The 12,052-nt window shown below is 47.9% G+C and carries 11 protein-coding genes; 7 read left to right on the forward strand and 4 right to left on the reverse strand.

Annotation, left to right across the window (positions count from 1 at the left end; translation table 11 throughout):
* Positions 1-7: 7 nt before the first annotated feature.
* On the reverse strand, positions 8-1,219 hold the full coding sequence (locus ACLHR0_RS12385) for a hypothetical protein (protein WP_436486942.1): 1,212 nt from the start codon (positions 1,217-1,219) through the stop codon (positions 8-10).
* A 153-nt stretch (positions 1,220-1,372) separates the two neighbouring features.
* Here ACLHR0_RS12385 and ACLHR0_RS12390 point away from each other — a divergent pair, with 153 nt between their 5' ends.
* Positions 1,373-1,990, forward strand: coding sequence for a class I SAM-dependent methyltransferase (locus tag ACLHR0_RS12390; RefSeq protein ID WP_429064021.1), 618 nt, complete (start codon positions 1,373-1,375; stop codon positions 1,988-1,990).
* 5 nt (positions 1,991-1,995) lie between these two features.
* On the opposite strand, the gene ACLHR0_RS12395 is transcribed toward ACLHR0_RS12390, so the two are convergent.
* Positions 1,996-2,994, reverse strand: coding sequence for a GlxA family transcriptional regulator (locus tag ACLHR0_RS12395; protein ID WP_436486945.1), 999 nt, complete (start codon positions 2,992-2,994; stop codon positions 1,996-1,998).
* A gap of 150 nt (positions 2,995-3,144) precedes the next feature.
* Between ACLHR0_RS12395 and ACLHR0_RS12400 the strand changes: the two genes are divergently transcribed.
* A complete protein-coding gene (locus tag ACLHR0_RS12400) occupies positions 3,145-3,525 on the forward strand; it encodes a SnoaL-like domain-containing protein (RefSeq protein ID WP_436486947.1) in 381 nt (126 codons plus the stop codon).
* Between the two features lie 7 nt (positions 3,526-3,532).
* On the opposite strand, the gene ACLHR0_RS12405 is transcribed toward ACLHR0_RS12400, so the two are convergent.
* Together ACLHR0_RS12405 and ACLHR0_RS12410 are read right to left on the reverse strand one after the other, a co-directional pair.
* Positions 3,533-4,228, reverse strand: a complete 696-nt coding sequence (locus ACLHR0_RS12405) for an EcsC family protein (protein ID WP_436486948.1) — start codon at positions 4,226-4,228, stop codon at positions 3,533-3,535.
* Positions 4,229-4,365: 137 nt separating this feature from the next.
* Positions 4,366-5,214, reverse strand: coding sequence for a metallophosphoesterase (locus ACLHR0_RS12410; protein ID WP_429064019.1), 849 nt, complete (start codon positions 5,212-5,214; stop codon positions 4,366-4,368).
* Positions 5,215-5,376: 162 nt separating this feature from the next.
* Between ACLHR0_RS12410 and ACLHR0_RS12415 the strand changes: the two genes are divergently transcribed.
* The 5 genes from ACLHR0_RS12415 to ACLHR0_RS12435 all read left to right on the forward strand — a co-directional run.
* Positions 5,377-5,943 (forward strand): phage tail protein, encoded by a 567-nt coding sequence (locus tag ACLHR0_RS12415; protein WP_436486950.1) that lies wholly within the window; start codon positions 5,377-5,379, stop codon positions 5,941-5,943.
* Between the two features lie 11 nt (positions 5,944-5,954).
* Positions 5,955-6,509, forward strand: coding sequence for a phage tail protein (locus tag ACLHR0_RS12420; RefSeq protein WP_436486952.1), 555 nt, complete (start codon positions 5,955-5,957; stop codon positions 6,507-6,509).
* A 29-nt stretch (positions 6,510-6,538) separates the two neighbouring features.
* Positions 6,539-7,123 (forward strand): phage tail protein, encoded by a 585-nt coding sequence (locus ACLHR0_RS12425; protein WP_436486954.1) that lies wholly within the window; start codon positions 6,539-6,541, stop codon positions 7,121-7,123.
* A gap of 11 nt (positions 7,124-7,134) precedes the next feature.
* The gene (locus tag ACLHR0_RS12430; RefSeq protein ID WP_436486956.1) at positions 7,135-8,277 is read left to right on the forward strand and encodes an ABC transporter substrate-binding protein; all 1,143 of its coding nucleotides are present in this window, start codon (positions 7,135-7,137) and stop codon (positions 8,275-8,277) included.
* A 92-nt stretch (positions 8,278-8,369) separates the two neighbouring features.
* Positions 8,370-12,052: MBG domain-containing protein (locus ACLHR0_RS12435; RefSeq protein ID WP_436486958.1), on the forward strand; the 3,683-nt coding region annotated here is incomplete at its 3' end.

Consider the following 12,052-nt stretch of genomic DNA (forward strand, 5'->3'; position numbering starts at 1 on the left):
TTATAATTTACTGTTTATAGATATACTCCAGTGCTTCATCTTTGTTATTAATAAAATTGAGGGAACGGTAGGTAATTGCTTTATCGGGCATTAATGCTCCTTTTTTACCTTTCCAGTTTTCCCAATACCTGGTTGAATAGCCGATCACGATCTTCGTGTTCGGAAGCCGGAATCCGCGTACTTCTCCATAGTGGTTTATGTTGCCGCTGGTCATTTGTCCCACCAAAATGGCATTGGTATATCTTTTAAATTCAACGGCATTCATCAGGGCAGAAGAAAAAGTTTGCTTCCCGATAAGTACATAAAAATGCGCTTTCTTATTTAAATAACTGTGTTTAATACTGTCGATAAAAGGTCTCAGTACGCCGGAATTTCCTCCGCTGTTAAACCGGAGGTCAACAATAATTTTACCGGGATGTAAGCTGTTTATTTTTGAAAACAGTTCCTCATTAAACTGCGCGAATGGGTGTTGTTCATCATCGTTGCACCGAATGAAATTGAAATAGATTGTTTTTCTGGCGGAGTCATATTCATACCAATAGTCTCTATTTTGCTCCCTGTAAGGTAACATGGCGTCGTATTGGGCGGACAGGGCTATGTTCAGGCTGTCTTTATGAACGGCTGGAAGTGTTACCTGGTACACTTCTCCATCGCGGCTTTGCAGCGTGAATGCCGCGCTTTCATCCGAGCTTAGAATGCCCAGTCCTTTAAGAAAAGAGGGATTATTCAGCAATTGTTGTTCATAGACTTCAAAATAGGATTGATTATCCGCCTTAATTACTTCTTTAAATTTCCTGTTGATTTCATCGATGGAATGCCCGTTAATCGCTGTTAGTTTAGATAAAAGCGCAGTTGATTGCTGCGGAGCAATACCAGTAACAAAAATGCCGTCGTCGAACACGGTAAACTTTACAGGCAAAACAGTTTTGAACTGCGGCTCAATCCTGGTATGCTCATCGCCGATCAATACGTTTAACCTGAAAAGTTCCACCATGAAGGTTTCATCATTCAGGGTGTCAATTTTCCCCGCTACACCGGCAACTTTATTTTCAAATTCCTGTTTGCTGATTTTATTAAAGAGATTTTTGTGCTTTACCGGAAGGGTATCGCGGTAGTACATTAAGTCTTCCAGCAGTTGTTTTTTTTCCAGGTGCTGCGAAAAGGAATGATTGGAAATTAATATCAACAGGCAGGATATCAAAGCACAGTGTCTTTTCATTTGGTTCAGTTTTTTGTTGTCTCCTGCATAGCTGTTGCAGGTATCCAACAATATACGTCCAACCGGTTGAGTTTCGTATACGCGGACTGGTTTAAATATGGATATCTTGTCTTGTTCCTTAATTCCTACATTTGTATTTTAAATTTACCGGGAATGGAAGAAAATAAAGCGCACTGGGAGAATGTTTACCATACAAAAAAACCTTCGGAGGTAAGCTGGACACAAGATGTACCGCAAACATCCCTCGATTTCATTCTTTCCTGTAATATTCCAAAAACGGCAGGCATTATTGATATCGGCGGCGGCGACAGTAAACTGGCCGGCTTCCTGCTGGATGCAGGTTTCACCAATATTACCGTACTGGATATTTCGGCCAGGGCATTGGAGAGGGCGCGACAGCGCCTCGGTGAAAAAGCTGACCTGGTGAAATGGATAGTGCAGGATATTACTACTTTTCAGCCGGATGCCTCCTACGAGGTGTGGCATGACAGGGCTACTTTTCATTTCCTGACGGCAGCAGAACAGGTTGACCGGTATTTAAATATTGCCCGTCAAAGTATCAATGCCGGTGGCTATGCTGTTATAGGTACTTTTTCTACCAACGGTCCGGAAAAATGTAGTGGTCTCCCTATAAAACAATATAACGAGGGTACGCTGACGGATCAGTTAAGCAACGGTTTCAAGAAAGTAAAATGTATCACAGAAAACCATGTAACGCCTTTCAATACAACGCAACATTTCCTGTTTTGCTCGTTTAGGCGAACTTTGTAACATGTTTACGCTTTTAATACCTGCCGCTCTGAAAGCTTGCCGTATTTAAGGTGATATTCTTTCGGGCTCATGTCTACCTGGCGGCGGAAAACCTTCCGGAAGAAGCTGATATCTTCATAACCGCATTGCAATGCTACGCTCTCAACGCTTTCCCGGGTATTTTCCAGCAGCTTTTTCGCGGCTTCAATACGCACGCGCTGCAGGTATTCAATGGGGGTATTGCCGGTTGCCTGTCTGAAGCGGCGGATGAAGTTCCTCACGCTCATATGATGGTCGCTGGCCAGTTTTTCCAGGATGATGGCTTCCCCGTAGTTTGCTTCGATGAAGTGTTGTATTTTCTTAACCGGATCATCCGCATGATCATGCTGGAAGCGGAATACGGAGAAAGCCAGCTGTGAGTCACCGTGTGTGTTGATCATTAGTATTTTTGATGCCATCACGGCTTCTTCGTGACCTACTAATTTTTCTATCAGGTAGATCATAAAGGAGGTGAAGCTAAACGCGCCTCCACAGGAGCATACCGGTCCTTCGTCCACGATGATCTTATCGTCCTGCACACCGATAGCCGGATAGCGCTGCTGGAACCGGCCGGCAAACAGCCAATTGGTGGTAGCCTTTTTGCCGTTCAGCAAGCCTGTTTCGGCAAGCAGGAAAGCACCCACGCAGATGCTGGCCAGGTCGGCGCCTTTCTGGCGTTGTTGTTTCAGCCATGTTACCAGCCTGCCTTCCCGGGCAATCACCTCGTCGATCTTATCATAGCGCATGGCGGGAATGATAATTAACCGGTACCGGTCGCGCGGACTGAGCTTTTCGGCCTTATTGCTTCCTTGTGGACGCCTGGTAAGCTGGCCATCCGCTTCGGCAATAAAATCGATCTCAATGTTCTCCTTTAAGGGTATACCGGTTGCCAACGGATACATCCTGCTGAGGCCTCCCCATATGTCAGCAGGGCCTGTCACGCACGTTGGAACCGCATCTTTATAATCCAGAATAGCAATACGCAAGGCAGTTCTTTTACGTCCAAAGATATGGCAATATCGCCTTCTTTTTTGTCATTACTGCCACTTATTTCATTCCGGGAGGAGGGCTACTTTTATGGTGTTAAAAGTAACTGGCAATAGCCGGGTATACATCACTCAATAAATCTGAATTTTATGTCAACAGTAACTAATACCATCATGACGACCCACGAAGTGGCCGCGCGATTCAACGAACTGGCTCAACAGGAATTGTGGTTTGAAATCCAGGATGAGTTTTTTGCAGATCATGTAAAAAGCATAGACCCACCCCATTCTCTCTACTTTGGCTATGCGGAGGGCATAGCGGATGTCCGCAAAAAAGGTAAAGACTTTGTTTCAAAAATCCGGGACGTTCACGGCGCTCATACCACCGAGCCTGTTGTGGCGGGTAATTATTTTTCTGTAGGCCGGAATATGGATGTTACGGTAGAAGGATTTGGAAGAATACAGATCGATGAGATCATGTTATACGAAGTAAAAGACGGGCAGATTATATCGGAGCAATTCTTCTATTAAGCTGCTGCTAGTCCAGTATCCGCATCCGGTAGGCATTCATAGCCGTAGCGCCGAGCTTTGTGACAAGGCGGTAATTTACCACTACGCCCACAGCCGCACCCACTACGGGCAGCAACTGTCCCATTTTAGCCAGATCAATATGATCACGGTATTCGATCTGGAATTGCTGCCAATCGAAGCTGTGAATGTCTTCCGGTAACCGGCTGCTTTTCTCTTTCCAGTCCACAATACACTCATACACGTTTTGCCGGTGTTCCTGGCTGCTGAAGGCCAGCTGGAAAATATAAAGGATATACAACCGTTCCTTATAATCTTTTACATCAAAGCCATAAAAGGTGGCGATGTCAAAAAGCAGTTTCAATTTCATCCCGAGCAGTATCGGGAAATCAGCAAGGCCCCATAAAAACCCGCCGGCGCCGGTAAGCCCACCTTCAGCGGCAGCCGTTTTCCGGTAAAAGTCCACCCGGCGAAGCACCGCTTCTTCCAAATCATACAACGAAGCAAAAACAGGCTGGTTGGGTACGGTGTACATAGAACCGAACAGTACCCCCCGCACCATTTGTTTAATGGTTACAGTAATAGCATCATGCACTTTTTGCGGGATTATGCGGTTGATGCGTGACTGCACCGACCGGGATAACCGGTCTGCCAGAGAAGGCCGGCCCTGCATTTTATGCTGCCAGATCTCCAATTCTACTTTCATCCGCTGTTCATATAACATAACCGAAATTACAAAAAAGAAGACAGCCGGCAGCACCCGGTGTTTAACCAGTTCGATTTTAAAAAGGACCAGCAGGAAGATATAAAAAGTGTGGAAAGAAGCGCTGTGAAATAACTTTATCAGGACACCCCGCTGCCGGGTTGAATACCGCAGCCCTGGCGGTCCTCATTAAAAAACATTTTCATTTTTCCGGTCATCATCCCGTTCCATCCGGCCTGGCTGAGGTATACCTCATTGCCTGCCATGTTCCTGAACACGGAAGTAGTCGTGATCATCTTCTGCTGATGACCACCTATTACAAAATCAATATGCGTAGACCTGGTAGCCATATCAGCGTTATCTGCTGTTTCGCCGGGTTGCTTAAAGCCGAGGTGGGAAAGGCAGATCACTACGTGGCAGCCATGCTCTTTTTTAAGTTTAGCGGCCACTTCGTCGGCGGTTGCTACCGGCGGCAGGAAGGTGACACCGGGAACATCCGGCAGTTGCGGCCCCACACCGGTGATACCTATTTTTAACGAGCCCGCATATACGATTTTATGACGTACCACCTGGCGTGCGAGTGATGGATCGGTAAAACGGTAGTTGCAATTTACAAGGGCAAATTGCATATGCGGGATCAGTGCGGCCAATGCAGCCTGGCCGTTAGCCAGTTCACGATTACCGATAGTGGCTGCATGATAACCGGCTTTATTCATGGCCTGTATCATTTCCATACAGGCGTTCACGTTATCCGTTCCACTGGTAAAATCACCTGCGTCCAGGAATACACCCTGATCTCCTGCCGGGCGGTGACCGGCCAGCTGGCCATGCAGGTCGTTGGTATGCCAGATCAGGAGTTCCCGGTTATCGCCGGGAAGATAAGTCGCATTTTCTGAAGTGGAAGTCAGCGCTCTGAGAGGATTCTGCAACAGCAATAAACCTGTTACAAGAGATGTATTCCGTAGAAAGGAACGGCGTTCTTTATTCATAATATAGGGATCTGGAAAAAAGTGATGTGAAGATAAACACTTCCGTTGATTTCTTGTTAAAGCAAATAAATATTACTTTGAAAAAAAAATAAAATATACTTTTATGGCAGTTTTTCATAGATAACACGACTAATATCCCTTGCAATACCAGATACAACGATTATGAATGACTCTACTCCCTACCTGTCAGAGATCTTTTTAGTGGCTTTTAATTTTGCGCCGAGAGACTACGCGTTATGTAATGGGCAATTACTTCCCATTAACCGGAATCAGGCTTTATTTTCCCTGTTGGGTACTGCGTTCGGCGGCGATGGCCGGGTTAATTTTGCATTACCCAACCTGAGAGGGCGCATACCAATGCACCAGGACGCGGCCCATATGCTGGGAACAGTAACCGGCAAGGTTACTACTACCGTCACCGTTGCCAATCTTCCGGTACATGAACACGGCGTTACGGCCGTACTTAAACTGCCTGTGGGAGCTGCGGCAAATACTGATTCTTCTGCCAATGCTTATCCTGCACCCGTTGCCGCCAGCGCCAGGTACAGCGACACCGCGGATGAACAAATGGCCACGGTACAGGGCGGCGACCTTGCAGCAGACACGGCGAATGGTGCGTTAGCTACGGAGACCAATCCCTCTCCGAATACACCTGTTAACAACATGATGCCTTACCTCACCATGAATTATATCATAGCCCTGACAGGCATATTTCCTTCAACCACCTGATTTTTAAATATATGTCGGCACTCGATCCATTCGTTGGTGAAATCATTATGGTCCCTTTCAATTTTGCGCCAAAAAATTTCGCGTTTTGTGACGGACAACTGCTCCCTATTTCTCAGAATATCTCGCTTTTCTCCATCCTGGGCACTTACTACGGAGGGGATGGCAAGAGCACTTTTGCCCTGCCGGACATGCAGGGAAGAGTTCCCATCGGGGCCGGCCAGGGACCTGATCTGACACAGCGGGAGCTTGGCGAAATGGGGGGCGCCAATGAAAACCAGCTCACCATCAATCAAATGCCGGTGCATACGCATCTGATCAAGCGGCGACCGTTATCTTTACCGGCAGGCGAAAATAATAATACCAACAATCCTATCAACAATTATCCTGGCATAGCGCCTTCGGGACTTCCCTATGGTAAAACAGCCGGCACCGCAACAATGGCAGATCTGAGGTCAAGGATGCGGGCAGCAGGAGCAGGCGGCAATACACCAGTGAATAATTGTCAACCAACCCTCACTATTATGTTTGCTATATCGATGGCAGGAGTATTCCCTCCCCGTCAATAATAAATGATCACACTCAAACACTGATACGAATGCCTTTTGTAGGAGAAATAAGAATATTTGCCGGAAATTTTGCACCACTTGGATGGGCCTTTTGCGATGGGCAATTACTTCCCATTTCAGAAAACGATGTACTGTTTCAACTTATTGGTACTACCTATGGTGGGGATGGTCAGTCTGTTTTTGCGTTGCCGGATCTGCGTGGCAGGGTGCCGCTGCATATGGGTAGCGATTCTTCCAGCGGCTTAACTTATCAAATTGGCGAAAAGGGAGGAGAAGAAACTGTCACCTTGGCTTCCGATAATCTTCCGCCGCATATGCATTTTATTTCCGGACCGGTATTTTTACCTGCCCTGGGAGAAAATCACGCAAATGCCATCAACCCTCAGAATCGTTCTTTTGCCATCACCCCATCAGAAAAAATTTACAGTACTGTTAAAAGCACTACCAAAAGGTTGGCGCCTTTACAGGTTGCACATACAGGCATGTCGCCAGCCGGTGATTCTTTAATAATGACGGTACAGCCAACCGGCGGTACAGCCCCCACCGACAATATGCAATCATACCTGGTGGTAAATTTTATTATTTCCCTGTTTGGCGTATTTCCTACACCTTAAGAACCAGCCATATGAAAATAGGAGCACTCCTACCCAGATCTACCTTTCATCCGCTGCTGCAGCACGACTTCCTCCAGGGTGTGGAGGCTTATCTGCAATACCGGGGCGTACCTGTTACATGGTTTACCGCCAATATCGGGTTTGGCACCAACGCCGAAATGGTAATGGAACAGGCAGAAAAAATGATGCTGGAACACCATGCCGATGTACTGGTGTTATATGCAGATCAACCGGCAGTAAGCAATATAGCCGCACTGGCAAAGTCGTTGAACCGCCTCGTACTACTGGTACACAACGGCGCAAAATATATGCATGAATGGGAACCTCATCCAACAGTACTGTCGCACACACTTAACAACACCATTCAATGCCGACTGACCGGGATCTACGCTGCCACCCTCGCAAAGGATGCCGCTGTATGTACTTCGTTTTATGACGGCGGCTATTCTCATAATCATGCGCTGGTACAATCGTTCGCCGATAACGGCGGCAGTGTTGCCTATAACTTCGTAAGCCAGTATAAAGTGAAGGAATTTGATTCCACGCCACTGCATCACTTCCTGCGTACTAACGCACACGTACAAACGTTGCTGGCGGTTTATAACGGGGACCTGGCGCATTGTTTTCTTCAGCAGTTGCAGGCATCGGATGTAACGGAGGGCCTGCAGGTATTCGCCAGCCCCATGTTGCTGGATGAAACCCTGTCAGCAGTGCATGGTCACCTGGAAATACCGTTCCAGGTGAGCGGGTATGTTCCGTGGATTTCATCTCTCAAAAATAGCGCTAACGAATTACTGAAAACACAGTTTACTGCTTATACCGGCCGCGAAGCTAATTTACCTGGTATGCACGGCTGGAGTACCGGTATTATCCTTGAACATATTTATAATACGGCAGATACACATCGATTCCGGGCACGGGAGATCCTGCTGACGCTCCACGACGTAACACTGGATAGTCCCCGCGGCCCCCTGCATATGGATGCAGCCACTCACCACATGATGGCACCTGCATGGCTGGTGAAAACAAATGAAGCGTTTGAGCCGGAAATAATTGGCGGAACAGATAACACCGCGCAGATCTGGCAGGAAATTGTGAATACGGAGATACAAGGTGTGTCTTCCGGCTGGATCAACACTTACCTCTGCGCCTGATAAAGATCAGGTGAGGTACTTTCAAGCAATTTAACATCCTGAACAACAGGGTGCATGTCTATATATTTCTTATACCTAAGGCTCGCCTTTTTATGAAGTTAATTTTACGCAGAACCCTGATATCCCTATTATTACTCACAGGCATTGCTACCTGCGCGCAGGCGCAGGCCTTTGGCCCCGGCGATCTCGTTTTTACCGGCGTGAATATTTATGACGACGACAATAACGGCAGCATACAGAACGATGCGTTTTCGTTTGTGCTGCTCCGTGAGTGCCCGGCTAATACGATCATTTATTTTACAGATCTGGGGTGGACAGGTGCCGGCTTTCAGTCTATTTCCAGCGACATTTCCACCGGCTCCAAAACAGATGGTATTCTTCAATGGTCGCCCGGCACCAGCAAAATGGCGGTGGGAACACGGGTAACTATTTACTGTAAATATAGTCCTACTGCCTCTTCCGGCGTACTTAACCTGACCAGCTCTACCCCTACTGCCAACAGCGCCGCACTGACCAATAAAGAATATATCAGTCTTGGTATTGCAGGTGATCAGTTGTTTGCTTTCACCGGTAGTTCAGGTAATCCGAATATCATTGCCGGTATCAATGTGAACCGCAACACCTGGGAAGCATCTCTTGCTGCGGATGAATTTACTTCTTCCAAATCAACCCAGCCAGCTACTACCAGCGTTCTCAATTTTCCCAGCGTAAACGCAGTGAACGCGCGGTATAATTGTTCGTTAACTATCGGTACTTCGGCCCGCCTGCGAGCCTTTATACAGGACACCACCAACTGGACGAAGGACTATACCTTGTCAGCGCCAGCCCCTGCCGCATTAAACCTTGCCGTCACACCAACGTGTTCCCTGACGGTAGTGAACCCCGATGTCAACGGCATTGTATATGTAAACAAAATATTTCCCATAAACGGCGACGGCAGCAGCTGGGCCAGGCCGGTGGTTGAATTGTCGACTGCACTCAAAGCCGCCGCAGAGCCGCTGAATGGTATTACAAAAATATGGGTAGCCGCAGGTACTTATAAACCTGACTACTCGGGGAACACCCTGGCTACATTTACTATACCTTCCGGCGTAGCCGTTTACGGTGGTTTTATAGGTAATGAAACTAAATTGGCCGACCGGAATATTCCGGTCAACCCGGTAATCCTGAGCGGGGATGTGGATGGAAATGACCGGCTTACCAATAACGTTGTCCTGAGTACAGCGAATATCCGGGGCGCCAACAGCCGTCGCGTGATAACGGTGGGCTTTCTCAGCGCAGAAAGCATACTGGATGGCGTCATCATTACCGGAGGCCAGGCCAGTAATGCCGGTGGTGGTATAGACGCCACGAATGCCACACTGACAATAAAGAATTGTCAATTTTACGGGAACTACAGCGCCCAATATGGCGGCGCTGTTAACCAATCCGGCGGCTTACTGCAACTGGTCAACTGCGTGTTCTTTGGCAACAATGCCGTGCTTGACGGAGCCGCTATAAGAAGCTCCGGCAATACCACTCTTACCAATGTTACCGTGGGAGGCAATACCTCCGGAGGGTCCGCTATATCCAGCAGCGGCACCTTCACTTCGTATAACAGTGTGGTAGCTAAAAATACTTCTTCCGGTAGTGGGGGCGATTATTCCGGTCCCACTCCAAACATCCGTTACAGCATTTTTGGTAACCTGTATTATGCCAGCACAGGTACTTCACAGGCTACTCCTGATGTGGTGTTCAACAACCTTAGCACCGGGGACCTGCGGTTAACGCCCGTCAACTATGGTATCAACAAAGGCGATCCGCAAACCAACGACGCAGGCTATCCCGCACAGGCAGATACATTGGATCTTGACAGGAAAATACGTATCAGCAATACTGTTATTGACCTGGGCGCATATGAAATACAGGCAATACCACAAACGATCACTTTCCCGGCCTTCCCTGCTACTCCGGTTATTACCTACGGTGATATAGATATTGATCCGAAGGCAACTACTACCGGAGATGGTGTCATTACTTATACTTCCGGCAATACGGCCGTAGCAGACACCCTGAACGGGAAAATAAAAACTACCGGTGCAGGTACGGCGGTGATCACCGCTCACGCAGCTGCTACCAATATTTATCTGCCTGCAACACCTGTAACAAGACCTGTTACCGTCGCGAAAAAAGCGCTGACCATAAAAGCAGATGATGCCAGCCGGCCGTATAAAACGGCGAACCCCACCCCTACGTTTACCTACACCGGGTTTGCCTACACAGATGATGCGAGTGCGATCAACGGTACGGTAGCTGCCATCTGGGCAGCTGATATAAACAGCAACGTGGGCAACTATGCTATTACAACGGATCTGAGCAGCGCCACTGCTGATAATTACACCTTGTCAGGAGCAGGTGGTATATTAACCATTACGCAACAGCAGCAAACCATCACCTTCCCTGCACCATCCGGTGTGGTTTATGGTGCGGCGCCGATTACCCTGCCACTTAATACGGATGCAGGTTTGCCTATCATTTACAATGTGGTGTCTGGTCCGGCTACCGTGAGCGGCAACACGCTCACCATTACCGGCGGAGGCAATGTAACCGTTACCGCCGATCAACCGGGAAATACCAATTACACCGCAGCGCTACAGGTAACACAAACATTTAACGTAGCCAGAGCCATTCTCACGATAACAGCAAACAATAAGAACAGGCCGTATAAGCAGGCTAATCCTGTATTGGATTATACCATTACCGGCTTCGTGAACGGCGACAACAGCAGCGTGATAAACGGTGATGCGAGCATCAGCACTACAGCGGATATTGATAGTCATACCGGCGACTACCCTATCACCATAAGCGCCGGCACTGCTACTGCCACCAATTACCAGTTCAGCTTCAAACCAGGTACGCTTACAGTTACCAAAGCACCGCAGGTAATTACCCTTAGTGCCTTAACGGATAAAACATATGGCGACGCTCCTTTTGCCCTGAATGCCACCAGTACCTCCGGTCTCACGGTGGCCTTCAGTGTTGCCGGTCCGGCTACTATCAGCGGTAACATCCTTACCATTACGGGCACAGGAAATGTAACGGTGGCGGCTACACAAAGCGGCGACACAGATTACGATCCGGCAACCATTGTCACAGGCGGGTTTACCGTTTTGAAAAAATCATTATTTGTAAATGCAGATAACAAACAGCGGTTATATGGAGAAAATAATCCTGCATTAACCTATACCTACAATGGGCTGGTGAATGGAGATGATAACAGCGTAGTAACAGGCACTCCGCTGCTTAGTACCACGGCAGATGCCAGCAGTGCGCCGGGTGGTTACCCGATCCAGGTGACCAACGCCGCCTCGCTGAGCGCTGTCAACTATAGCATCATTCCTGTAAACGGACTGCTGACGGTAACAACGGCGCCTCAAACCATTACCTTCCCGGCAATAGGCAATAAAACCTATGGCAGTGCGCCGGTTACGCTTAACACCAACAGCGATGCAGGTTTGCCTATCACTTATAACGTAGTAAGCGGGCCGGCAACACTCAGTGGTAATGTCCTCACATTCACCGGCGCGGGCGATGTAACTATCACTGCTGATCAGGCAGGTAATGGCAATTACTCGCCGGCGACGCAGGCATCACAAACATTCAGCATTACCAAAGCCACACTAACGGTAACGGCTAATGATAAAAACAGGGTATACAAACAAACTAATCCAACACCGGATTATACTGTTACCGGTTTTGTAAACGGCGAAAACAGCAGTGTAGTAAGTGGTGATGC

It is taken from the genome of Chitinophaga sp. ARDCPP14 (genome assembly GCF_051362515.1).
Taxonomy (GTDB): Bacteria; Bacteroidota; Bacteroidia; order Chitinophagales; family Chitinophagaceae; genus Chitinophaga.

Coding starts and splice junctions, on each gene's coding strand:
- ACLHR0_RS12415 (WP_436486950.1), top strand. CDS start 5,377: ATGAATGACTCTACTCCCTACCTGTCAGAGATCTTTTTAGTGGCTTTT.
- ACLHR0_RS12420 (WP_436486952.1), top strand. CDS start 5,955: ATGTCGGCACTCGATCCATTCGTTGGTGAAATCATTATGGTCCCTTTC.
- ACLHR0_RS12430 (WP_436486956.1), top strand. CDS start 7,135: ATGAAAATAGGAGCACTCCTACCCAGATCTACCTTTCATCCGCTGCTG.
- ACLHR0_RS12405 (WP_436486948.1), bottom strand. CDS start 4,228: ATGAAAGTAGAATTGGAGATCTGGCAGCATAAAATGCAGGGCCGGCCT.
- ACLHR0_RS12425 (WP_436486954.1), top strand. CDS start 6,539: ATGCCTTTTGTAGGAGAAATAAGAATATTTGCCGGAAATTTTGCACCA.
- ACLHR0_RS12385 (WP_436486942.1), bottom strand. CDS start 1,219: ATGAAAAGACACTGTGCTTTGATATCCTGCCTGTTGATATTAATTTCC.
- ACLHR0_RS12410 (WP_429064019.1), bottom strand. CDS start 5,214: ATGAATAAAGAACGCCGTTCCTTTCTACGGAATACATCTCTTGTAACA.
- ACLHR0_RS12390 (WP_429064021.1), top strand. CDS start 1,373: ATGGAAGAAAATAAAGCGCACTGGGAGAATGTTTACCATACAAAAAAA.
- ACLHR0_RS12400 (WP_436486947.1), top strand. CDS start 3,145: ATGTCAACAGTAACTAATACCATCATGACGACCCACGAAGTGGCCGCG.